This window comes from Halopseudomonas phragmitis, assembly GCF_002056295.1.
Classification (GTDB): Bacteria; Pseudomonadota; Gammaproteobacteria; order Pseudomonadales; family Pseudomonadaceae; genus Halopseudomonas; species Halopseudomonas phragmitis.
Genome location: NZ_CP020100.1, coordinates 380,001 through 402,866, shown reverse-complemented (window position 1 = coordinate 402,866; position 22,866 = coordinate 380,001). Strand labels below are relative to the sequence as shown.

The following is a 22,866-nucleotide window of genomic DNA, read 5'->3' as shown; positions in this document are numbered from 1 at the left end:
CGATGTCAGCCCGGTTGGTGCTGAGCTGTTCTGGACACGCTGTAAATACATCCCTGTACGCTCGTAGATGCCATCCCTGGCATCTAACGGTCCAGAACAGCTCAGCACCAACCGAGCTATTTAGTCCGTGCGTGTTTAACGAAAAATCACTGTGCGCTCATTGTTGAGAAACACCCGGTGTTCGAGGTGGTACTTGACCGCCTTGGACAGGGCCACGGTTTCGGTATCGCGGCCGATGGCAACCAGATCTTCGGGCAGATAGGTGTGATCGACCCGCTGGACCTGCTGTTCGATGATCGGGCCTTCGTCGAGGTCGGCGGTGACATAGTGGGCAGTGGCGCCAATCAGCTTGACGCCGCGCTCCCAGGCCTGGTGATAGGGTTTGGCGCCCTTGAAACCGGGCAGGAACGAGTGATGGATGTTGATCGCCCGGCCGGCCAGCTTGTCGCACAACTCATCAGAGAGAATCTGCATGTAGCGGGCCAGCACCACCAGTTCGGTGCCGGTTTCCTCGACGATCTTCAGCAACTCGGCTTCCTGCTGGGCCTTGTTGTCCTTGTTCACCGGCAAATAGATGAAGCGGATGCCTTCGCGCTCGGCCATTGGCCGCAGATCAAGGTGGTTGGAGACGATCGCGGTGATCCGCATGTCCAGCTCGCCCTTGTGGTGGCGGTACAACAGGTCGGTCAGGCAGTGGTCGTACTTGCTGACCATCAGCAAGACCGGCATCGGCCGGCTGTTGTCGAACAGTTCCCAGCGCATGTCGAAACGCTGGGCGACATCATCGAAGCCTGCACGCAGGTTGGCGAGATCGGCATTCACTCCGGTGTTGAAGCGAAACACCGCGCGCATGAAAAACATGTCCTGGAACTCGTCGTCGAACTGCGACATTTCACTGATGTAGCAACCCTGGCCGGCCAAGTAGCTGGTAACCGCGGCGACGATGCCGGAGGTGGCCGGGCAACTGATCTTGATGGTGTAGTGCTGTGACGCGCTGGGCATGGCAAGCCCCCTCTCAGTATTTGAAACCTGCCTGGCGTCTTCATGGGTAAACATTCAATTCACTTGTGAAGAAATTTAACTGCCAGGAATAAAATATTCACTATGTGTTTTTTATAAGCGAAGCGCGGTTTTTCAGTCAATACTGTTAGGAAAATAAAAATCCTGAGAGGAATTTTTATGGTGAGGTATTGGCCAGCCTACAGACTGTCTTCCAGGGTGCTCAGGCTCTGAACGCCGGGGCTGAAGTGCCAGTTGGGATCGTCGTACCCATGACCCAGCCAACGAGTGATCAATTCACGGTAGCTGGCGCTGGGTCGGAACTCGTCAATGAACTGGTTGATGGCTTTGAGCAGGCTGGTACTGCCAGGCTGGTTGGCCACAGCCGCGCTGTAGAACCACAATTGGGGGCTGAGATTGCCCGGCAGGATTTCCAGCTTGCCGCGCCAGGGGCTGTCCGGGCCGTGACAGGCCCAGTGATAAATCGGCAGGTCGACGGCAAAGGCATCGACCACGCCATCGGCCAGGCAGTCATGAATCTGGCTCTGGTCGTTGTAGGCCAGCAGATTGGCCAGCGCAATGCGGCCACCGGCTTGTTGCCGGTTGGCTTGCCAGCGTAATCCGCGCGCGGCCAGGGTTTCGAGCGCGGCTGGGTCGTTGATACACCCCAGTACCTTGTCCTGCAGGTCATCAATCCCGCGTATCCGTATGTCACCGGCCCGCTTGGCGAGGATATAGGGCAGGAACACATAGGGATTGGAAAAGGCTACCTGCTGGTATTCGGGCATTGGTGGCAAAGCGCTCCAGACCAGGTCGGCCTCGCGTTCGCGGCGCTGGGGGCCGGCCTCAAGCAACTGCAGGCAGCGGTCCCAGGGGTATTCGACGAACTGGCACTTGACCCCCAGCCAGTTAGCGAAGGCGCGGGCCAGGTCGGCGTCCAGACCGACCAGAGCGGCACCGGGGGCGGTGCGAAATGACAGCCCTTTGAAATGTGGCTCGATGGCGATGCGTACTTCGCCGCGCTGGCGGATGTCGGCCAGACGGTCGTAGTCGTGCTGCAGTTGCAGCTTTTCCTCGTTGAGCAGGCGCTGCATGTTCTGCGCGCCATCGCTGCGCTGGATATCCTGCAGATCGTGCAGCAGGTCCAGGCTCCAGTTGGTCCGGCTGCGCAGATGCTGATCGCCGGCCTCGCCAATGGTCACGCCTGCGGCGATTACCCGGTTGTTGGTTTCGATCTGGCCCAGATGTTCGGCCATGCGGTCGAGCAGGCCGTGCAGGGTTTGCAGCGATTCGCTGACGCGCTGACCGAGCATGGCCAGTTGGGTTTCGGCCGTTTTAAGCATCTCTTCCAGTTGTCCGGCCAGTGGGCTGAGGTCGATCTGTTCATAGGCTTTCTGGACATTGTCCTGGGTGCGCAGTGCCAGTTCACGGATTTCCTGGGCGACCACGGCGAAGCCCCGACCGGACTCACCGGCGTGAGCGGCTTCGATGGCGGCATTGATCGATAGCAACTGTACCGTGCGACCAATATTGTCGATGGCGTCGATGACTCCGTGTGAACCCTGGCTGCGCGCCTCAATGGCCTCGACCAGTTCGGCGAACTGCTGGCTGAAAAAGCCTTGGGTAGCCTGCAGTTCCAGATCCATTTCGGTACGCAGCTGCTCGGCGCTGTGACTGCTGTCACCAAGAAAGCCACGGGTCTGATTCAGGAATGTCAGTTGCTCGCCACTGCGTGCGGAAATCTCGGCCAGGCTGCCCTCGACCTGATCGATCGCCTGCAGGGTATGCCGGTTGAGCGCCTCAAGACGCTCGAGCAGGGCGTGCATGCCAGGCTGGTTGTCGACCGCCGGCAGCCGCTGCAGTTGTTCGCGCAGCGCGGTCGGCATGCGCCCGGACTCAAGCACCAGGGCTCGCTCCCAGTCGCCCGCGAGCAGGGACTGTTGCCAGTCGTGCAGTGGCAGGTGGTGCGGTGAGTCCGGTTTCAGCCAGCGCATGATGACTCCTTAATCCTGTGAACAGGCAGTCTGGGTGGGGTTGAGGTTGCTGCACAGCCGGGTCAGATCGGCTTTCAGGCCGTGCACGCACTGTTGCAGCTCGGCGGTACTGGTATCCGGATGGCCCTGGACGATGAACAGGGCTTCCTGGCTTTCGGCCTGCAGGGCGCTGACCGCGCACTGGCGATAGTCCATCCGGCAGATCACCTGCTGATTGGCGTCGAAATAGGCGTATTCGCCTTCGGCTAGCGTCATGTTCTGTTCGGCCCCCAGCGGGTGAAAGTGTTCGTGCCCCCGGCTGATATCCAACCGAACCGGCAGGGCGATATGACGTAGATCATGAGCCCCGATCGACAGACCGGTACTCAGCGACCAGTGGTTGTACAGATCGACCACCGGTGAGATGCGGCGCAATTCGCCCAGACGCAACAGTTGATCCAGCAGTGCGCAGGGTGAGGCAGGAAAGCGTTTGGCTGAGCGGCCCTGGCGTTGGCGCAGGCGGTTGAAACTATCGACCCAGCGCATGCTGGCCTGGACGTCGACGCTCTGACGCAATTCGTGCAGGCGAGCCAGCAGGATTGGCGTCCAACTGTGGTTGCGCAGGCCATGAACGGTAAACGCGCTGGCCTTGAGGCCTAGCGATGAAGGGGTGTAGAGCTGAAAAATCGGACTGAGCATAACGGCACCTGTTCGGGCGGCAAGTGCCGCCTCCTGGCTGATCAGCCGGTGGCAGACCGGCAAGCGGGATGCTGATGTTTTTGTAATCTGGTTATCAGGGGCAAAAGCAAGGGCTGTGCCAATGGCAGAATTGGCAGCAGGCCGCAGGGGTGGGGATCAGCGCATATTGGGGGCGGGATGTCGGCCGCAGCAGGCTGCGGCCGCCGAGTGCTCAGTTCTGGTCGTAATTCATTACCGACAGCAGGCGGATGGGCACCTCAACCAGGGTTTCCGGGCCGTGGGGCACTTCGGCGTCGAAGGTCAGGCTGTCACCAGGACCCATGGGGTAAAGCTGGTTGCCATGCCGATAAACCAGCCGGCCTTCGAGCAGGTGAATGAACTCAGTGCCGGGGTGGGAGAAGGTTGGAAACTCTTCGGCAGCATCATCCATGCTGATCATGTAGGCCTCGAAGCTCTTTTTCGGCCCACGGGTGTGGTTGAGCAACTGATAGGTGTGGCCTTTCTCGGTGCCGCGGCGCACCACTTCCAGCCCCTCACCACTGTGGACCAGCAATGCGCCTCCACCTTGCTGATCATACTGACTGAACAGTTTCGACATTGGCAGGCCCAGCACATCGCACAGGCGTGTCAGGGTATCCAGACTGGTAGACACCTGGGCGTTTTCTATTTTGCTCAGCATGCCCTGACTGATGCCGGCAATGCGCGCCACGTCGGTGATCTTCAGCCCTTGGGCCTGACGTTGACGGCGAATCTGCATGCCCAGATATTGCTCCAGCTTGAGGCGTGGTTGGGTGTCGCTTGATTTGGCCATTGAGTATGCACGCTTTCAGATCGGTAAATTAAATTTAGCACCAAGAATGTGCGCAAACGCATCGTCATGACAACAACCAGCGCATCCGGGGCAGGGGCATTTTTCCATAGATATACCCATTACGCGGCATTTTGACAGGCTTTTCTCGCATCTGGAGGACTTGGCAAGCGGATTGCATTTCTTATGGTGAAATTAAAATTCCTGTGTGGAATAATTTGCCGAAAGGAGCTATCCCATGTTGCCCAGCGAGACACAGCAAATCATTGAACAGTACGGTATCAAGTACGTGCTGGCGCAGTTTGTCGATATTCATGGTGCTGCCAAAACCAAGTCGGTACCGGTCAGTGGCCTCCAGGCTGTAGCCGAGGAAGGTGCCGGGTTTGCCGGCTTCGCCATTTGTGGCATGGGCATGGAGCCTCATGGGCCGGACTTCATGGCCAGGGGCGATCTGTCGACTCTGACCCCGGTGCCTTGGCAGCCGGGCTACGGCCGGCTGCTGTGTATCGGTCATGTCAACGGCCAGCCGCACCCCTATGACACCCGCTATGTGTTGCAGCGCCAGATCGAACGACTGACAGACCGGGGCTGGACCATGAATACCGGCCTGGAGCCGGAGTTCAGCCTGTTCCGCCGTGATGAACGAGGACAGTTGCAACTGGTTGATGCCAGCGACACTCTGGATAAGCCCTGCTACGACTACAAGGGCTTGTCACGTTCTCGGGAGTTTCTCGAGCGCCTGACCGAAGCGCTGCAGCAGGTCGATTTCGACATCTACCAGATCGATCATGAGGATGCCAACGGCCAGTTCGAGATCAACTATACCTACAGCGACGCCATGACCTCGGCCGATCGCTTCACCTTCTTTCGCATGGCTGCCGGCGAGATTGCCAATGAACTGGGCATGATCTGCTCGTTCATGCCCAAGCCGGACCCGCGCCGCTCGGGCAACGGCATGCACTTTCATATTTCGCTGGCCAGCAAGGACTGCTCCAACCTGTTCCACGACCCGGCAGACCCCTCTGGTATGGGGTTATCGAAGATGGCCTATCACTTCGCCGCCGGGCTGTTGGCCCATGGACCGGCGTTGTGTGCCTTTGCCGCGCCGACGGTCAATTCCTACAAGCGCCTGGTGGTGGGGCGCTCGTTGTCAGGGGCGACCTGGGCGCCAGCTTTTATCGCCTATGGCGAGAATAACCGCTCGGCGATGGTGCGCATTCCCTATGGCCGGATCGAGTTCCGCCTGCCTGATGCTGGCTGCAATCCCTATCTGGTCACCGCCGCGATCATCGCCGCCGGTCTGGACGGTATCGACCGTCAATTGGAGCCGGGCCAGCCCTGCAACGAGAACCTCTACAACTTGAGTCTGGAGGATATCACCGCACGCGGGATCAAGACTCTGCCACAGAATCTCAATGAAGCCTGTCTGGCGCTGGAAGCCGATCCGCTGTTCCGCGAAGTGCTGGGATCGGAAATTGTCGATGAGTTCATCAAGCTCAAGCGCATGGAGTGGGTGGAATACAGCCGCCATGTCAGTGACTGGGAAGTACAGCGGTATACCGAATTCTTTTGAAGCCGCCCGAGGCCTGGGCCTCAGGCTCCCGAACGTAGTGAGGATGTGTTTATGTGTGGAATTGTCGGGTTGTATCTGAAGAACCCTGAACTGGAATCGCAGCTTGGTGCCCTGTTCGAGCCGATGCTGCTGGCGATGACCGATCGCGGACCGGACAGTGCTGGCTTCGCCATCTACGGCGATGAAGTGGTCGATGGCTGGATCAAGCTGACGCTGCAAAGCACCACGGCAGACTATGACTGGAGCAGCCTGATGGGCGCGCTGGAAGGGCGTCTGGGTTGCTCGCTGGACTGGTTCAGCAATGCTGATGCGGTTGTGCTCAAACTCAATGCCGATGAGCATCAGGCGCGCGCCGCGCTGACCGAGCTGGCGCCCGAGGTGCGGGTGATGAGCATCGGTCAGAGCATCGAGATTCTCAAGGGCATGGGCTTGCCGGCGGCGATTGCCGAGCGTTTCTCACTCAGCGCCATGAAAGGCAGCCATATCATCGGCCATACCCGCATGGCCACTGAAAGCGCGGTAACCATGGAAGGCAGCCACCCGTTCTCCACGGGTAATGACCTGTGCCTGGTGCACAACGGTTCGCTGTCCAATCACAGCCGCCTGCGTCAGGAGCTCAAGCGCCGTGGCTTGCAGTTCGAAACCGAAAACGACACCGAGGTGGCCGCCGCCTACCTGACTTGGCGCCTGCGTGAAGGCGACTCGCTCAAACAGGCGCTGGATCATGCCCTGAACGATCTGGATGGCTTCTTCACTTTCGCCATTGGCACCCGTGAAGGTTTTGCGGTGATTCGTGATCCGATCGCCTGCAAGCCGGCGGTGTTGGCCGAAACCGAGGATTACGTGGCCATGGCCTCGGAATACCAGGCTTTGGCTGGGCTACCGGGGATCGATCAGGCCCGGGTCTGGGAACCGGAGCCCGCCACCATGTACATCTGGGAACGCAAGAGCGCCTGAGGAGCAACGTGATGAAAACCATTGATCTGTCCAGCACTCCGGTGCGTGAACTCAATCAGGCGCTGCATGTGCAGGCCGGCGCTGTCACCGAACGCGAGTGGCTGGTGACCCATCCCGATGGCAAGCACAACCTGGCGGTTGGCCTGAACGAGGCGGTCTCGGTCGATATTCAAGGCCACAGCGGCTACTACTGCGCCGGCATGAACCAGAAAGCCACGATCACCATACATGGCAATGCCGGGGTCGGCGTGGCTGAAAACATGATGTCTGGGCTGGTGCACGTCAAGGGCAGTGCCTCGCAGTCGGCCGGAGCCACGGCCCATGGCGGCTTGCTGATCATTGACGGCGATGCCGGGGCACGCTGCGGGATCTCGCTGAAAGGCGCCGATATCGTGGTTGGCGGCAGCGTTGGCCATATGAGCTGTTTTATGGGCCAGGCCGGGCGTCTGGTGGTCTGCGGTGATGCAGGCGATGCGTTGGGCGACTCGCTGTACGAGACCCGCATTTACGTCAAGGGCTCGGTCAAGTCGCTGGGTTCTGACTGCATTGAGAAAGCCATGCGCGCAGAGCATCTGGAGGAACTGACGGAATTGCTTAACCGTGCCGGCTTCGACGAGGACCCGGCCAGCTTCAAACGCTATGGCTCGGCCCGGCAACTGTACAGCTTCAAGGTGGATAACGCAGCGGCCTACTGAGCCGTTCGGTCTGACTGATTGAGAGGAATGCATATGAACGACACCCATGAGCCGGTACTGCGCGAGTCCGCCACCTTCGACCGCCTGACCATTCAGGAAATACAGCGAGCCGCCGAGACCGGCATCTATGACATTCGTGGTGGTGGGACCAAGCGAAAGGTGCCGCATTTCGATGACCTATTGTTGCTGGGAGCGAGCATTTCCCGTTATCCGCTGGAAGGCTATCGGGAAAAATGTGGGACCGATGTGGTGCTCGGCACCCGCTTCGCCAAAAAGCCGATCCACCTGGATATCCCGGTAACCATCGCGGGTATGAGTTTTGGTGCGTTGTCGGCCCAGGCCAAGGAGGCTTTGGGTCGTGGTGCGAGTATCGCCGGCACCAGTACCACCACCGGGGACGGCGGCATGACCCCGGAAGAGCGCGGTCAGTCCAGGCATCTGGTCTATCAGTATCTGCCGTCGCGTTACGGCATGAACCCGGACGATCTGCGCAAGGCCGACGCCATTGAAATCGTATTGGGCCAGGGCGCCAAGCCTGGTGGCGGCGGAATGTTGCTAGGCATGAAGGTGACTGAGCGGGTCGCCGGCATGCGCACCTTGCCGGTTGGCGTCGATCAGCGCAGCGCCTGTCGGCATCCGGACTGGACTGGCCCGGATGATCTGGCGATCAAGATTGCCGAACTGCGCGAGATCACCGACTGGGAAAAACCTATCTATGTGAAGATCGGCGCCAGCCGCCCATATTACGACGTCAAGCTGGCGGTCAAAGCCGGTGCCGATGTGATTGTGCTCGACGGTATGCAAGGGGGAACGGCGGCTACTCAGGAAGTGTTCATCGAGCATGTCGGCATCCCGATTCTCTGCGCCATTCCCCAGGCGGTTCAGGCTCTGCAGGAAATGGGCATGCACCGGCAGGTGCAACTGATTGTCTCTGGCGGAATCCGCACCGGCGCCGACGTGGCCAAGGCCATGGCGCTGGGTGCTGATGCGGTGGCGATCGGTACCGCCGCATTGATTGCCCTGGGTGACAACCATCCGCGCCTGGACAGCGAGTTGCGCAAGCTGGGTTCGGCTGCCGGCTATTACGACGATTGGCAGAATGGTCGCGACCCGGCTGGCATCACCACCCAGGACCCGGAACTGGCCAAACGCCTGGACCCGGTTGAGGGTGGCCGGCGGCTGGCCAACTACCTGCGGGTGTTGGTGCTGGAGGCTCAGACCATGGCCCGCGCCTGTGGCAAGTCGCACCTGCACAACCTCGATCCCGAGGATCTGGTGGCCCTGAGTGTCGAGGCGGCCGCCATGGCCAGGGTGCCGCTGGCGGGCACCAGCTGGATTCCGGGGCAGGGTTACTGAAGTGAGTGCTTTTGTAGATCAGGCGCCGCTCGAGCGGGCGGTGCCGTCAGCTTGCCAGGTGCTTGATGGGCGGACGCTGGCGACCCAGGTACGGAGCGAGGTCGCCGCCAGGGTGGCCCGACGCTGCGCGGCTGGCGCCAGTGTCCCGGGCCTGGCGGTGGTACTGGTGGGTGAGGATCCGGCTTCACAGGTTTATGTTCGGCACAAGATTGCCGCCTGTGAGCAGGTCGGGATGCGCTCGCTCAGTCACAGGCTGTCGGCCGGCGTCAGCGAAACCGAGCTGCTGATGCTGATCGAGCAGTTGAACGCTGACCCGGCAGTCCATGGGATTCTGGTCCAGTTGCCACTGCCAGCGCATATTGATGTGCGCCGGGTGATCGGTCGGATTGCTCCGGGCAAGGACGTCGATGGCTTCCACCCGGAAAACCTTGGTCGGCTGGCCGCCGGAGTACCGGGCTTGCGACCCTGTACGCCCAAGGGCTGCATGCGCTTGCTGGCCAGCGCCGGAGTCGATCCATGCGGCAAGCTGGCGGTGGTGGTTGGTGCGTCGACCATCGTTGGCCGGCCTATGGCGCTGGAATTGCTCAAGGCCGAGGCTACGGTGCTGGTAGCGCACAAGCAAACCTGCGATTTGCCGCAACTGGTGCGCCAGGCGGATATCCTGGTGGTGGCCACGGGTGTGCCGGGGCTGATTCGCGGTGACTGGATCAAGCCTGGAGCGGTGGTGCTGGATGTTGGAATCACCCGTCTGGCTGATGGTCGCCTGACAGGTGATGTGCAGTTTGAGACAGCCAGTGCCAGGGCGTCCTGGATTACGCCGGTGCCCGGCGGGGTAGGGCCGATGACCATCGCCTGCCTGCTGGAAAACACTCTGGAGGCGGCCGAAGCATCTGCGTGAGGCATGTGCAGATAAGTCGCAAAAAAGACAGGCAAAAAAAGAGCCCGCTCAGAGAGCGGGCTTAAATCCGTGATTAGCCTGATGAGGAGATAACCGTTGTCTTGCGACAAGCTGTTATCCAGAAAACTCTGAAGGAGACTGCGCTTTAGAGTCTTCGCAAGCCATCTCGCGATGACTTGGTGTTAATAATAATCGTTATCATTTGAGAGTCAACCCCTTTTGCAACTTATTTTCCTGCCAATTGCTTGTAGTGGGTCAATTCCTTGTTCATCAGGTCGATACGTCGGGCCATGCTTTCGATCAGGCTGTGGGCAATCCGGGGGTTGCTCTGCATCAGCGCCAGGAACTGGTCCTTAGGGATCATCATGACGGTCGTTGGCACACTGGCGATCACCGTGGCCGAGCGCTTTTCCCGGGTGAACAGCGCCATGGCGCCGAAAATTTCATCCTTTTGCACATCACCGACCTTGATGCCTTCGACAAAAGCTTCGGCATGGCCTTCGGTGATGATGAAAACGTGATCAGCCTCGTCGCCCTGGCGGATCAGTTCCGCGCCGGGGGCAAAGTGCTGAAATCCGGTGACCGGGCGTACTTCCGGTGGCTTGCTGCGCGCCAGTGCGTCAGACATCAGCGCGGCCTGGCCGAGAATGTACTGGGTAAACAGTTCCTGACGCTGATTGCTTTCATGGATATGCCGGAACAGCGCTTCGCGATCGTAGGGGATCAGCACCAGCGGCTCTTCACTGAGGTAGGTGCAGGGCGCGGTATTCAGCCCTTGGCGCAGGCCCAGCAAGTCACCTTCCTGCAGATAGAACAGTGGCTTGTTGTCGATCAGGGCATGTAGCAGGCCGCTTTTGAGCAGGTACAGGCGGTTGTTGCCGATCGACTGGTAAAGATCCTTGACCGCGTCCAGGGCGATAGGGTCGGCGCAGGGTTCCAGGCCTTCCAGCAACTGCTCAGGGATGCTCTGCAGGGTGCTGATCAGCTTTTCAGCGTAGGGGGGCTGGTCACCTATGAGGTACATGGCTGCATTCCTTCTTATCGGTCCTGATTAACCAAAACCCGCGGGCCTGCTGCCAGGCAAGTCGGCGTGGCTACTGCATTTGGTTGCGCGCTTGGCGGTCCCATGTCCATCCAACATAAAAGCCGGTTACTGGCACTGGCAACCGCTATCCCTCGGCAGTGTGAGCTATTTCGCTTTTATGCCGGAAGAGACAGTTGGCCCTCAGAGCTGCTGACGCTCCAACTGTTTTAGCAGGCGGGCTTTGTACTCCGGGTCCAGTTGATTCCAGTGGACATCCTCAAGGGCGCCAGCCAGGGCGAACAACAGGGCCTTGGAGGCTCTGAATCCGCGTGCCCTTACCGCGCAATACGCATCCACCGGGCCACGCTTGCGCAGTTCCGCCAGGCTATGGATGCCCGTGGCGTGGAGCCATTGCACCGAGGTTTTGCCGAGATTGCGTAGGCCAAGGAGTTCATCATTGCTCATGGTCACCCCGCTGTGTCATCAGGCTATGAATAAGCCTTACTACTGGGATGCCCCCCAAGGCGTGGCTGACTGGCTGCAAAACCAGCTTTTCGATCTGTCTTGTCTGCATGTGTCCGGGCTTCTTGTTATTGGGTCCCACACGCAGTGTAGATGGCCCTGGATGATACGTACAGCCAGGCGCCGGCGCGGAGACCCTAGGACCATGGCATGCTCAGAGCCGTTGGCGCAGTTGCGTCAGCAGTTTCTCCAGAGCCTGGGGTTGGCTGGTGTCGACGGCCAGACAATGCTGTAGCTCATCAGCGCTGAGTGGCTCGAGCTGTTCAAGCTGGTGCTGAACCACAGCCAGATCGGCGTCGGAGGGGTCAATAGCCTGTTGTTGACGCTGTTCTAGCCAGTCGGCTATCTGCTCAAGCGGGGCGTGACAGTGGATCAGCAGGCATGGGGCGCATTGCTGTTCGATGGCTTGGCTGATCAGTTCGCGTTGCTGCTGTTTGAGGTGGGTGGCGTCGACGATCACCGAATACCCGGCCGCCAGGATCTGACTGGCCAGGTTGGCCAGTCGGGCATAGGTCTGTTCGCTGAGCTCGGGAGCGTACAGACCGTCATTCAGACGCCCGGTCTGTTGCTTGCCGAACAAACGCTTGCGTTCGATGTCCGAGCGTATGCGGATGCCGCCCAGGGCTTCGAGTGCAGCCATGGCCACGGTGCTTTTGCCCGAGCCCGAGACACCATGGGTGAGCAGGCCGAAGCGTTGCGGAATCAGTGTGTAGGACTCGGCCAGATCGGCGTAGCTCTGATACCGGGCCAGTACTTCCTGGCGTTCGGCGTCTTCGACTGGTTGGGTCAGGCGCAGCAGTGCGACCTTGGCTCGGACCATGGCCCGGTAGGCCTTGTAGTAGTTGAGCAGGGCCAGGCCAGCGTAGTCGCCGGTCTGTTCCAGGTAGGCGTTGACGAAACGGTGTGACAGCGCGTACAGGCCCCGGTCCTCCAGATCCATGGACATGAAGGCCACATCGCTCATGACGTCGGTCCAGCGGAAGGCGTCATTGAACTCAATGCAGTCGAACAGGGTCACTTGTCCGTCGACCAGGGTGACGTTGTCCAGGTAAATGTCGCCATGGCATTCACGCACGAAACCTTCAGCTTTGCGTTGCGCTAGTTGGGGCTGGAGGCGTTGGAAGGTAGTATGTGCCCACTGTTCAAGTTGCTCGAGCTGATGCAACTGGGCTGATGCGCTGAGCAGTGGACGGATCTGCTCGAAGTTTTGCGCCACCGGGGCATGGACCTGCTCGGGCTCGCCCCAGGCACTGTCCAGCGGGGCGTGCTCGATCCGCTCGTGAAAACTGGCCAGGCTAAGCGCCAACTGGTCGATATGCCAGGGCTGCAGGTCGCCGGCTTTTTGCAGGTTGCTGAGCAGATCCTGTTGACGGAACTGGCGGGTTTTGACCAGGTATTCGATAACCGGGCCATCACCGTCCAGGCGTGGGTCGTCTTCACTGCCACGTACGGCAACGACGTCCAGATAGAGTTGTGGTGCCAGGCGTCGGTTGAGACGGACTTCTTCGGCACAAAAATGAGCCCGACGCTCGAGTGTGGAGTAGTCGAGAAATCCAAAGTTGACCGGTTTTTTTATCTTGTAAACGTACTCTCCGGTCAGTAAAACCCAGGAAATATGGGTCTCAATCAGGGTAAAGTCCTGAACCGGATGGTCATACAGCGCTGGATTTTTCAGGGCATTGAGTAGTGTCAGGCTCACGATGGATCCTTGCGTGGGCGAATGATACGGGCATTATGCGGGTTGGCCGGGCCAAGGCCAACCTTGGTTGCCGTGCCAGCGGGCACGTAGTGGTAGTCAGTGACGGGGTTATTCAAGGGGATTATGGCTAAAAAGCGCAAAGCGAAGTCGAAGGGCAAGCCGGGGCTGGGACGCCGCATTCTGGGCTGGACCATAAAACTGGGTCTGGTGGGGCTGGTGCTGTTCGCCGGACTGGTCATTTATCTGGATGCAGTGGTTCAGGAGAAGTTCTCCGGCAAGCGCTGGGCCGTGCCTGCCCAGGTGTTTGCCCGGCCATTGGAACTGTATGCCGGGCAACAGCTCAGTCGCGATGACTTCGTGACTGAGCTGGGCGCGCTGGGCTACCGCACCGTCAGTGCGGCGCGCCAGCCGGGGCAGATGGCGGTATCGGGCAGTCGGGTGGATGTCTATACCCGGGGGTTTCAGTTCTTTGAAGGCATTGAGCCTGCCCAGCGTCTGAGTGTGGGTTTCTCTGGCAATCAGGTGACCAGTCTGTCGGGTGGCAATGATGTGGTCATGGCTCGTCTGGAGCCGCTGATGATCGGTGGCATCTATCCGGCCCACAACGAGGACCGGATTCTGATTCGCCTGGACCAGGCACCGCCCTATCTGATCGAAGCGCTGATTGCGGTCGAAGATCGGGACTTTTTCCAGCACTTCGGCGTGTCACCCAAAGGCATTGCCCGGGCGATGTACGTCAACCTGACGGCCGGTAGCGTAGTACAGGGCGGCAGCACCCTGACCCAGCAGTTGGTCAAGAACTTCTTCCTGACCAGTGATCGCAGCCTGGTCCGCAAGGGGACCGAAGCGATCATGGCGGTGCTGCTGGAGCGGCACTATCCCAAGGAGGAGATCCTCGAGGCCTACCTCAATGAGGTGTTCCTCGGTCAGGATGGCCGGCGCGCGGTGCATGGCTTCGGTCTGGCCAGTCAGTACTATTTCGCCCAGCCGTTGCACGAACTGGAGTTGCACCAGGTGGCGCTGCTGGTGGGGATGGTCAAAGGGCCCTCGCTGTACAACCCGCGCCGCCGGCCGGAGCGGGCCAAAGCCCGGCGCGACCTGGTCATCCAGATGCTGGCCGAGCAGAACATGATTACGCCGGAGCTGGCCGAGCAGGCCCGGGCCAAGCCTCTGGACACATCCACCCGCGGCAGCCTGGCTGACTCCAGCTACCCGGCCTTCATGGACCTGGTCAGACGCCAGTTGCGCGAAGATTACCGCGACGAGGATTTGACCAGCGAAGGTTTGCGGATCTTCACCAGCTTCGATCCGTTGTTGCAGAACAAGGCCGAAAAGGCGGTGGAAACCACGCTCAAGCGACTAGGGCCGGCCGACGGTGAGATCGAACTGGAAGGCTCGATGGTCGTGACCGGAGCCCAGACCGGTGAGGTGCTGGCCCTGGTTGGCGGGCGTAATCCGCGGTTTTCAGGGTTTAACCGGGCTCTGGATGCGTCGCGCCCGGTTGGCTCCTTGATCAAACCGGCAATCTATCTGACCGCGCTGGAGCAGCCGCAGAAATATTCACTGGTGACGTTGATTGATGATTCGCCGATCACTCTCGATGCCGAGCCAGGCAAGACCTGGAGCCCGCAGAACTATGATCGCCAGAGTCATGGCTGGGTAACCCTGCATCATGCCTTGAGCCGTTCCTATAACCAGGCTGCTGTCCGCCTGGGTGTGGATCTGGGGGTGCCGCAGGTACTCAAGACGGTTGAGCGGATGGGCGTGCCGCACCGCTGGCCAGCGTATCCGTCGATGCTGCTGGGCTCGGGGGCGATGACTCCGGTGCAGGTGGCTGACATGTATCAGACCATCGCCAACGGTGGCTTCAACACCCCGTTGCGGGGTATCCGCAACGTTCTGACCGCGGAGGGTGATCCACTGCATCGTTACCCGTTCGAGGTGGAACAGCGTTTCGACTCAGCCACTATCTACCTGATGCAGGAGGCTATGACTCGGGTAATGACTGAAGGCACTGGCCGATCGGCGTATAATCAGGTTCCGGCCAGTATTCGGCTGGCGGGCAAGACCGGGACCACCAATGATCTGCGCGATAGCTGGTTTGCCGGCTTCTCCGATGATCTGGTGGCGGTCGCCTGGATTGGTCGTGACGACAACGGTCGTACCCGTCTGACCGGGGCTACCGGAGCCTTGCAGGTGTGGAGTGCCTTCATGCGTGAAGCACATCCGCGCAGCCTGTCTAGCCAGCCGCCGGAAGGTGTGGTGATGGCGTGGATTGATCGTGAAACCGGGCAGGGCAGTGATCCGAGCTGTCCGGATACGGTTCAGGTTCCATTCCGGGCTGGCTATCAGCCGCTACCGGGACCCGGCTGCCGACCGCTGCTGGATGTCGAGGTGGTCAAGGATGGTGGAAATAAAGTGCTGGATGTGATTCGTGGCTGGTTGCGGTAGGCTTGCCGGTCGCATCTGGAGGAGACTGACATGGGTATGAAACGAACGTGGCTAATCATGGGGTGTGCCCTGCTGGTGGCTGGTTGTGCCGGCTCCGGTGGGTCTATCCCGGTTGTGGACTCGGGCCGTCAGGTTTCCAGTGAAGACCGGCATTCCGGTGTGGGGCGCCAACCCCAGGTTCAGCCATCGACCCCGCGTGACAGCGGTGTGGTGGTGATGGTGCCCGATGATGCGGGTGGCTCACGGGCGGTGGAGTCCTACCCACTGGATGTGCAGCCGCCGTTGCAGACCGGGTCGGGCAGTGTGCCCGGTACCGGTACTCAGCAGCCGGCCCCAGGTGGGTTGCAGCAGGACGAGCAGCTTGATGGTCCGGTGCTGGCGTTGCTGACAACGGCTCGGCAGCAGGAAAGTGGAGGTGATCTCAATGGTGCTTCCGCCAGCCTGGAACGAGCTATGCGCATCGCGCCTCGTGAGCCGCAAGTGCTGTACCGTTTGGCTCAGGTCCGGCTGGCCCAGGGAGATGCCGCCCAGGCCGAGCAGTTGGCTCGGCGCGGGCTGTCCTATGCGGGCGGTCGTCCCACGCTGCAGGCCGGGCTGTGGGAGCTGGTTGCCGAGGCGCGTGAACGTCAGGGTGATGCGGCAGGCGCGGCCGAGGCCCGTCAGCGAGCCCGAGTAACGCTGTGAGTCAGGCCGACTGGCAGGCGCTGAGCGAGTCTCTGGCTGAGTTGGAGCGGCTCATGCGGGAATTGGCGCTGTGGTCAGAGCAAGCTCCGCAGCCGCAGCGGATGAACAGTCGAGCGCCGTTCTTTGTCGATACCCTGGCTTTCGAAGAGTGGTTGCAGTGGGTGTTCATTCCGCGCATGCGGGTAATCGCGGAGCAGCGGGCGGGGCTGCCGCCAGGCTGCAATGTCACCCCCATGGGTGAAGAGGCTTTCATTCACCTGGCTGGCCGTCAGCAGGCGCTGCTGACGGTGTTGGCGCGGATCGACCGGCTGGCGACCCGCCTGGCAGACTGAGCTCTGTTTCAGTTGCAGTATTCGCGCAGGTCGCTCCGAGTCCGCTCGATAGCGGCCTGACGCTCTTCCTCGGTCACTCTGACCAGTTCTCCCGATGCGTCGGTGCGGCGCAGTCGCGGGTTATCCAGCAAGGTCTGCAGGTTGTCTCTGAGTTCGGCGCATTCGCGTTCGCGTTGAGCCTGGCGAGCGCGTGCGGCCTGCTGGTCCTCGTTGTGCTGGCGTTCCAGTTCCGGGTCGGTGGCGACGGGGGGCGCTGGCGTTCGCAGCTCGCCACCCGGGGGCGGCGGGGACTTGATGTCGATCCGCTGATAGGCGCGGTCGGCTGGCGGTTGCTGGCCAAACTGCACCTGTCCCCGGTCGTCGGTCCAGCGATACATTTGGGTTGCCATGGCGCTGCTGCAGAGCAGGCTCAGGGCAATGGCGAAGAGCGATTTGCGCATGCCGGTATCCATCCCTCAATTGTGCGTTCAAAGGCCCTACTATAGCCAATCCGTTTGCGGTGCACAGCGCAAGGCTCGGTTAGTGTGCCGATCCTCGTGCTTTTGTCTCACTTGACTTGACTTGTCGTCCGCGAGTGTAAACAATTCGGGGTTCTCAAAAGCGCGCCATGTTCTGGGCCCACAAGCACTAATGTGGTGCGCTTTGTTGCTCAATCCAGGAGGCGAGACCCGCTAGCTCCTGGCCTGGCACCCGCACGCGCTACCTCGCGCTGGGTGAGGCGGTACCGGCACCCCAATGGCATGCCGCCTCCAATGCACGTAGTCAAGCTGATGCATGGCAACTACCGTTGTCACTGCGCTGCCGAGCAGTAAACAGGATCCGGCTGCCCGCCCTTGGCGGACGGCAAGCTAGAGGTGAATCAAAAGTGGAGCTTTTATCCGGCGCTGAGATGGTCGTCCGCTCTTTGCGTGACGAGGGTGTTAAATATATCTATGGGTATCCGGGTGGTGCCCTGCTGCATATCTACGATGCGATTTTTCGCCAGGACGATGTGACCCACATTCTGGTGCGTCACGAGCAGGCGGCCGCGCATATGGCCGACGGCTACGCGCGCGCCACCGGCAAGCCGGGCGTGGTGCTGGTGACGTCTGGTCCGGGTGCGACCAATACCGTGACCGGGATTGCGACCGCCTATATGGACTCGATCCCGATGGTGGTCATTTCCGGCCAGGTGCCGAGCAACCTGGTGGGGACCGATGCGTTCCAGGAAACCGACATGGTCGGTATTTCGCGACCGATCGTGAAGCACAGCTTCATCATCAAGGATCCGCGTGAGATTCCCGAGGTTATCAAGAAGGCCTTCTACCTGGCTCAGACCGGGCGTCCGGGGCCAGTCGTTGTGGATATTCCCAAGGACATGACCAATCCGGCCGACAAGTTCGAATACAGCTATCCGAAGAAGGTCAAGCTGCGTTCCTACAACCCGGCACTGCGTGGGCATACTGGTCAGATCCGCAAGGCCATGGAGCTGGTGGCCGCTGCCAAGCGGCCGATCATCTACGCTGGTGGTGGCGTGATCATGGGTGGTGCGGCCAAACAGTTGACCGAGCTGGCCAAGGAACTCGGTGTGCCGGTAACCAACACCCTGATGGGGTTGGGCGCTTACCCGGGAACTGATCGCCAGTTCCTCGGCATGCTCGGCATGCACGGCAGCTACACCGCCAACGTCGCCATGCATCATGCTGATGTGATTGTGGCCATTGGGGCGCGGTTCGATGACCGGGTAATCAACGGTGCAGCAAAGTTCTGCCCGAATGCCAAGGTCGTGCATGTCGATATCGATCCGGCCTCGATTTCCAAGACCATTCGTGCCGATGTGCCGATCGTTGGTCCGGTCGACAGCGTGTTGAGCGAGATGCTGAGCATCGTCAAGGACGAGTCTTTGCGTCCGGCCAAGGACGTGCTGGCCAGCTGGTGGAAGCAGATCGAAGAATGGCGTGGCAGTCGCGGCCTGTTCCCCTATGACAAGGGCGACGGCACCATCATCAAGCCGCAGACCGTGATTGAAACCTTGTGGGAAGTAACCAAGGGCGACGCCTTCGTTACCTCGGACGTTGGTCAGCACCAGATGTTCGCTGCTCAGTACTATCGGTTCGACAAACCCAATCGCTGGATCAACTCCGGTGGTCTGGGCACCATGGGGTTTGGTTTCCCGGCGGCCATGGGGGTCAAGATGAACTTCCCCGAGGCTGATGTCGCCTGTGTAACCGGCGAGGGCAGTATCCAGATGAACATTCAGGAGATGTCGACCTGCCTGCAGTACGATCTGCCGGTCAAGATCATCAACCTGAACAACCAGGCGCTGGGCATGGTACGCCAATGGCAGGACATGCAGTACAACAGCCGCTATTCGCACTCCTATATGGAATCGCTGCCGGACTTCGTCAAGCTGGCCGAAGCCTACGGGCATGTTGGTATGCGGGTAGAAACGCTCGCCGACCTCAAACCGGCGATGGAAGAGGCCTTTGCTCTGCGCGACCGGTTGGTGTTCATGGATATCTGTGTAGATACCTCCGAGCACGTCTATCCGATGCAAATCAAGGACGGCTCGATGCGTGACATGTGGCTGAGCAAGACGGAGCGTACCTGACATGAGACATATCATTTCCGTACTGCTGGAAAACGAGCCAGGTGCGCTGTCCCGAGTAGTTGGCCTGTTCTCCCAGCGTAACTACAACATCGAAACCCTGACTGTGGCGCCGACTGAGGATCCAACGCTGTCGCGCCTGACCCTGACCACCATTGGTCATGACGAGGTCATCGAACAGATCACCAAGAACCTCAACAAGCTGATTGAGGTGGTGAAGCTGGTCAATCTGTCCGAAGGTAGCCACATCGAGCGCGAGCTGATGCTGGTCAAGATCAAGGCCACTGGTGCTCAGCGGGCCGAGGTCAAGCGGACTACCGACATCTTCCGTGGGCAGATCGTCGATGTGACCAGTAGTGTGTACACCGTGCAGCTGACCGGGCCTACCGACAAGCTGGACAGCTTCATCGAAGCGATCGGGCCGACCTCCGTGCTGGAAGTGGTTCGCACTGGTGTGTCAGGCATTGCGCGTGGCGAGAAGGTTCTGAGTATTTAATCCAATTGGTTGCGGGTCCGGGCGGGCCCGCGCAGGTAACAAGGGGAATTCCATGCAAGTTTATTACGATAAAGATTGTGATCTGAGCATCGTTCAGGGCAAGAAGGTTGCCATTATTGGTTACGGTTCTCAGGGCCATGCGCACGCCTGCAACCTGAAAGACTCCGGTGTCGACGTAACTGTTGGTCTGCGCCCGGGCTCGGCTTCGGTCGCCAAGGCTGAAGCTCATGGCCTGAAAGTTTCTGACGTGCCGTCTGCCGTTGCTGCTGCTGATCTGGTCATGATTCTGACTCCGGACGAGTTCCAGGCCCAGCTGTACAAGGGTGAAATCGAGCCGAACCTGAAGCAGGGCGCTACCTTGGCGTTCGCCCACGGTTTTGCCATTCATTACAACCAGATCGTGCCGCGCAAGGATCTGGACGTAATCATGATCGCACCCAAGGCGCCGGGCCACACCGTGCGTTCCGAGTTCGTGCGTGGCGGCGGTATTCCTGACCTGATCGCGATCTTCCAGGACGCCTCCGGCAACGCTAAGAATGTTGCGCTGTCCTACGCTTGCGGTGTTGGCGGTGGTCGTACCGGGATCATCGAAACTACCTTCAAGGACGAGACTGAAACCGATCTGTTCGGTGAGCAGGCGGTTCTGTGTGGTGGCGCAGTCGAGTTGGTCAAGGCTGGTTTCGAGACTCTGGTTGAAGCCGGTTATGCGCCGGAAATGGCCTACTTCGAGTGTCTGCATGAACTCAAGCTGATCGTTGACCTGATGTTCGAAGGCGGTATCGCCAACATGAACTACTCGATCTCCAACAATGCCGAGTACGGTGAGTATGTGACCGGTCCGGAAGTCATCAACGAGCAGTCGCGTGAAGCCATGCGCAATGCGCTTAAGCGCATCCAGTCCGGTGAATATGCCAAGATGTTCATTGCCGAGGGTGCCCACAACTATCCGTCGATGACTGCGGCCCGTCGCAACAACGCTGCCCATGGTATCGAAGTGGTAGGCGAGAAGCTGCGTGCCATGATGCCCTGGATTGCAGCCAACAAGATTGTCGACAAGGCCAAGAACTAAGCCTGTCTTCGGTTGTTAAAAAACGCGGCTTCGGCCGCGTTTTTTGTGGGCGCGAGGGCAAGCTACTGGCTAAGTTGGCCGCAAGTTGCCAAACTGTGCAGCTAGACAGCCGTAACAAGGTAAGCTGATGACTGACAAGCAAGAACACGAACAGCCGCTGGAAAGTGATGACACCCATCCCCTGTTGCCGATCGATGAGCATATCGAGGAAGTGCATGGCCCGGATGGCAAAAAGGTCCGGCACAAGGGAATTTACCTGCTGCCCAACCTGTTCACGACGGCGGCCTTGTTCTCCGGGTTCTACGCCATCGTTAGTGCGATGGATGGGAATTTTGCCCATGCGGCCATTGCCGTGTTCGTTGCCATGGTGCTGGATGGGCTGGACGGGCGGGTAGCGCGTCTGACCAATACCCAGAGTGCCTTTGGTGCCGAATATGACTCTCTGTCGGATATGGTGGCCTTCGGCGTCGCCCCGGCTCTGGTTGCCTTTAGCTGGGCGCTGCACGATCTGGGCAAGGTCGGCTGGGTCTTTGCCTTTATCTACGTCGCTGGTGCCGCCTTGCGTTTGGCGCGGTTCAATACCCATATCGGTACGCAGGACAAGCGTTACTTTACTGGTCTGGCCAGTCCTTCGGCAGCTGGCCTGGTTGCCGGTATGGTCTGGGCCTTGAGTGATTTTGGCGTCGATGGCGGCGATATCGCTCTGCTGGTCGGGGTGCTGACGGCCTTGGGTGGTCTGCTGATGGTCAGCAATATCCGTTATTACAGCTTCAAGGATCTGGACTTCCGTGGTCGAGTGCCGTTCTTCGTGATTCTGTTGGTCGTACTGGTGTTTGCGGTGATCTCTACCGACCCGTCACGGATTCTCTGGCTGATCTTTATTGCCTATAGCGCCTCGGGTCCGGTGCAGGCGCTGTGGCGCTGGCGTCAGCGCCAGAAGACCGATGCCAGTGTCTGAGTGCTGAGTTCTATTACATGCAAAGCCCCGCCTCTGGCGGGGCTTTGCATTTGTGCAGTAAAAGTTTTGGAAAAAGTCTTGACGGTGTTTTGAAAGTGCCTATAATGCGCCTCTCGCTGATCGCGGTGCTTTGTTTAAAGTGCTTTAGGATCAATGGGTTACGGGTCTCTCGAGGCGAAATAACCGGTTGACAGGTCAGCGAAACGGCGTAGAATGCGCCGGCCTCGGAAGGGCGGAGTGATTGGTTCTTTCGGGTGCTGATTCGGGGTTGGATTTGTGCTTCGAATCGAGTTTGACGGAAGGTGTTGACAGCGGTTTTGAGTGCTGTAGAATGCGCCTCCCTGGCACGGCAAAGTCACTGACTGGCCGGGTCGCTCAAGCGGTTTTTGAGGTGGTGTTGCTCGCAACGAAAGCTCAAAAAAATGCTTGACAGATTAGAAGGTTAGCGTAAAATGCGCGGCCTTGGTTAAGCGGAAACGCAAGCCGAATCGCTCTTTAAAAAATTGGAATCAAGTAATTCGTGTGGGTGCTTGTGAGTGGATTGATGATCGCATGATTATCAGCCTAAGCAAGTAACTCTGTGAATTCATGAGTTTATTTGTACGGCTGAGCCAAGTTTAGGGTTTTCTCAAAACCCAAATTGATTTGAACTGAAGAGTTTGATCATGGCTCAGATTGAACGCTGGCGGCAGGCCTAACACATGCAAGTCGAGCGGATGAAGGGAGCTTGCTCCTGGATTCAGCGGCGGACGGGTGAGTAATGCCTAGGAATCTGCCTGGTAGTGGGGGACAACGTTTCGAAAGGAACGCTAATACCGCATACGTCCTACGGGAGAAAGCAGGGGACCTTCGGGCCTTGCGCTATCAGATGAGCCTAGGTCGGATTAGCTTGTTGGTGAGGTAATGGCTCACCAAGGCGACGATCCGTAACTGGTCTGAGAGGATGATCAGTCACACTGGAACTGAGACACGGTCCAGACTCCTACGGGAGGCAGCAGTGGGGAATATTGGACAATGGGCGCAAGCCTGATCCAGCCATGCCGCGTGTGTGAAGAAGGTCTTCGGATTGTAAAGCACTTTAAGTTG

At 59.4% G+C, this 22,866-nt stretch carries 20 protein-coding genes and 1 rRNA gene (1 of these 21 cut by a window edge); 13 read left to right on the top strand and 8 right to left on the bottom strand.

The window, feature by feature from the left end:
* Positions 1 to 135: 135 nt before the first annotated feature.
* The 4 genes from purU to BVH74_RS01820 all read right to left on the bottom strand — a co-directional run bounded on the left by purU (position 136) and on the right by BVH74_RS01820 (position 4,482).
* Complete coding sequence (gene purU, locus BVH74_RS01835) at positions 136 to 1,002, bottom strand: formyltetrahydrofolate deformylase (protein ID WP_080048435.1); 867 nt, start codon at positions 1,000 to 1,002, stop codon at positions 136 to 138.
* Positions 1,003 to 1,199: 197 nt separating this feature from the next.
* Positions 1,200 to 2,993 (bottom strand): methyl-accepting chemotaxis protein, encoded by a 1,794-nt coding sequence (locus BVH74_RS01830; RefSeq protein ID WP_080048434.1) that lies wholly within the window; start codon positions 2,991 to 2,993, stop codon positions 1,200 to 1,202.
* A gap of 9 nt (positions 2,994 to 3,002) precedes the next feature.
* Complete coding sequence (locus tag BVH74_RS01825) at positions 3,003 to 3,671, bottom strand: B3/B4 domain-containing protein (RefSeq protein ID WP_080048433.1); 669 nt, start codon at positions 3,669 to 3,671, stop codon at positions 3,003 to 3,005.
* Between the two features lie 211 nt (positions 3,672 to 3,882).
* The gene (locus BVH74_RS01820) at positions 3,883 to 4,482 is read right to left on the bottom strand and encodes a helix-turn-helix domain-containing protein (RefSeq protein WP_080048432.1); all 600 of its coding nucleotides are present in this window, start codon (positions 4,480 to 4,482) and stop codon (positions 3,883 to 3,885) included.
* A 235-nt stretch (positions 4,483 to 4,717) separates the two neighbouring features.
* On the opposite strand from BVH74_RS01820, the gene glnT reads away from it, so the two are divergent.
* The 5 genes from glnT to folD are packed head-to-tail and all read left to right on the top strand — an operon-like array spanning position 4,718 to position 9,958.
* The gene (gene glnT / locus BVH74_RS01815; protein WP_080048431.1) at positions 4,718 to 6,052 is read left to right on the top strand and encodes a type III glutamate--ammonia ligase; all 1,335 of its coding nucleotides are present in this window, start codon (positions 4,718 to 4,720) and stop codon (positions 6,050 to 6,052) included.
* A 51-nt stretch (positions 6,053 to 6,103) separates the two neighbouring features.
* A complete protein-coding gene (locus BVH74_RS01810) occupies positions 6,104 to 7,009 on the top strand; it encodes a class II glutamine amidotransferase (protein WP_080048430.1) in 906 nt (301 codons plus the stop codon).
* Between the two features lie 11 nt (positions 7,010 to 7,020).
* Positions 7,021 to 7,704 carry a GltB/FmdC/FwdC-like GXGXG domain-containing protein gene (locus tag BVH74_RS01805; RefSeq protein ID WP_080048429.1) on the top strand — a complete coding sequence of 228 codons (684 nt, stop codon included), beginning with the start codon at positions 7,021 to 7,023 and terminating at the stop codon, positions 7,702 to 7,704.
* A 33-nt stretch (positions 7,705 to 7,737) separates the two neighbouring features.
* Positions 7,738 to 9,060: an FMN-binding glutamate synthase family protein gene (locus BVH74_RS01800; RefSeq protein ID WP_080048428.1), complete on the top strand. Its 1,323-nt coding sequence runs from the start codon at positions 7,738 to 7,740 to the stop codon at positions 9,058 to 9,060.
* 1 nt (position 9,061) lies between these two features.
* On the top strand, positions 9,062 to 9,958 hold the full coding sequence (gene folD, locus BVH74_RS01795) for a bifunctional methylenetetrahydrofolate dehydrogenase/methenyltetrahydrofolate cyclohydrolase FolD (RefSeq protein WP_231705556.1): 897 nt from the start codon (positions 9,062 to 9,064) through the stop codon (positions 9,956 to 9,958).
* Between the two features lie 226 nt (positions 9,959 to 10,184).
* Here folD and BVH74_RS01790 read toward each other — a convergent pair whose 3' ends face one another.
* The 3 genes from BVH74_RS01790 to BVH74_RS01780 form a co-directional block, all read right to left on the bottom strand.
* Positions 10,185 to 10,982, bottom strand: a complete 798-nt coding sequence (locus tag BVH74_RS01790) for a cyclic nucleotide-binding domain-containing protein (protein ID WP_080048427.1) — start codon at positions 10,980 to 10,982, stop codon at positions 10,185 to 10,187.
* A gap of 201 nt (positions 10,983 to 11,183) precedes the next feature.
* A complete protein-coding gene (locus tag BVH74_RS01785; RefSeq protein WP_080048426.1) occupies positions 11,184 to 11,447 on the bottom strand; it encodes a TfoX/Sxy family DNA transformation protein in 264 nt (87 codons plus the stop codon).
* 211 nt (positions 11,448 to 11,658) lie between these two features.
* Positions 11,659 to 13,203 carry a bifunctional aminoglycoside phosphotransferase/ATP-binding protein gene (locus BVH74_RS01780; RefSeq protein WP_080048425.1) on the bottom strand — a complete coding sequence of 515 codons (1,545 nt, stop codon included), beginning with the start codon at positions 13,201 to 13,203 and terminating at the stop codon, positions 11,659 to 11,661.
* A 123-nt stretch (positions 13,204 to 13,326) separates the two neighbouring features.
* Between BVH74_RS01780 and mrcB the strand changes: the two genes are divergently transcribed.
* Genes mrcB through BVH74_RS01765 form a run of 3 tightly spaced genes read left to right on the top strand, consistent with a single transcriptional unit; the run spans position 13,327 to position 16,670 of the window.
* A complete protein-coding gene (mrcB, locus tag BVH74_RS01775) occupies positions 13,327 to 15,654 on the top strand; it encodes a penicillin-binding protein 1B (protein ID WP_080048424.1) in 2,328 nt (775 codons plus the stop codon).
* A 36-nt stretch (positions 15,655 to 15,690) separates the two neighbouring features.
* A complete protein-coding gene (locus BVH74_RS01770; protein WP_080051582.1) occupies positions 15,691 to 16,338 on the top strand; it encodes a tetratricopeptide repeat protein in 648 nt (215 codons plus the stop codon).
* Positions 16,335 to 16,670, top strand: a complete 336-nt coding sequence (locus BVH74_RS01765; RefSeq protein WP_080048423.1) for a YqcC family protein — start codon at positions 16,335 to 16,337, stop codon at positions 16,668 to 16,670. The genes BVH74_RS01770 and BVH74_RS01765 overlap by 4 nt, the downstream gene beginning before the upstream one ends.
* An 8-nt stretch (positions 16,671 to 16,678) precedes the next feature.
* On the opposite strand, the gene BVH74_RS01760 is transcribed toward BVH74_RS01765, so the two are convergent.
* Positions 16,679 to 17,110: a DUF4124 domain-containing protein gene (locus BVH74_RS01760; RefSeq protein ID WP_165443831.1), complete on the bottom strand. Its 432-nt coding sequence runs from the start codon at positions 17,108 to 17,110 to the stop codon at positions 16,679 to 16,681.
* Positions 17,111 to 17,535: 425 nt separating this feature from the next.
* On the opposite strand from BVH74_RS01760, the gene BVH74_RS01755 reads away from it, so the two are divergent.
* From BVH74_RS01755 to BVH74_RS01735, 5 genes are all read left to right on the top strand, one after another.
* Positions 17,536 to 19,260 carry an acetolactate synthase 3 large subunit gene (locus BVH74_RS01755; RefSeq protein ID WP_080048421.1) on the top strand — a complete coding sequence of 575 codons (1,725 nt, stop codon included), beginning with the start codon at positions 17,536 to 17,538 and terminating at the stop codon, positions 19,258 to 19,260.
* Position 19,261: 1 nt separating this feature from the next.
* Positions 19,262 to 19,753 carry an acetolactate synthase small subunit gene (ilvN, locus tag BVH74_RS01750; protein ID WP_080048420.1) on the top strand — a complete coding sequence of 164 codons (492 nt, stop codon included), beginning with the start codon at positions 19,262 to 19,264 and terminating at the stop codon, positions 19,751 to 19,753.
* A 52-nt stretch (positions 19,754 to 19,805) separates the two neighbouring features.
* Positions 19,806 to 20,822, top strand: coding sequence for a ketol-acid reductoisomerase (gene ilvC / locus BVH74_RS01745; protein WP_080048419.1), 1,017 nt, complete (start codon positions 19,806 to 19,808; stop codon positions 20,820 to 20,822).
* Between the two features lie 127 nt (positions 20,823 to 20,949).
* Positions 20,950 to 21,780, top strand: a complete 831-nt coding sequence (pssA, locus tag BVH74_RS01740; RefSeq protein WP_080048418.1) for a CDP-diacylglycerol--serine O-phosphatidyltransferase — start codon at positions 20,950 to 20,952, stop codon at positions 21,778 to 21,780.
* Positions 21,781 to 22,427: 647 nt separating this feature from the next.
* Positions 22,428 to 22,866: ribosomal RNA gene (locus BVH74_RS01735) — 16S ribosomal RNA — on the top strand (it continues 1,098 nt past the right edge of the window).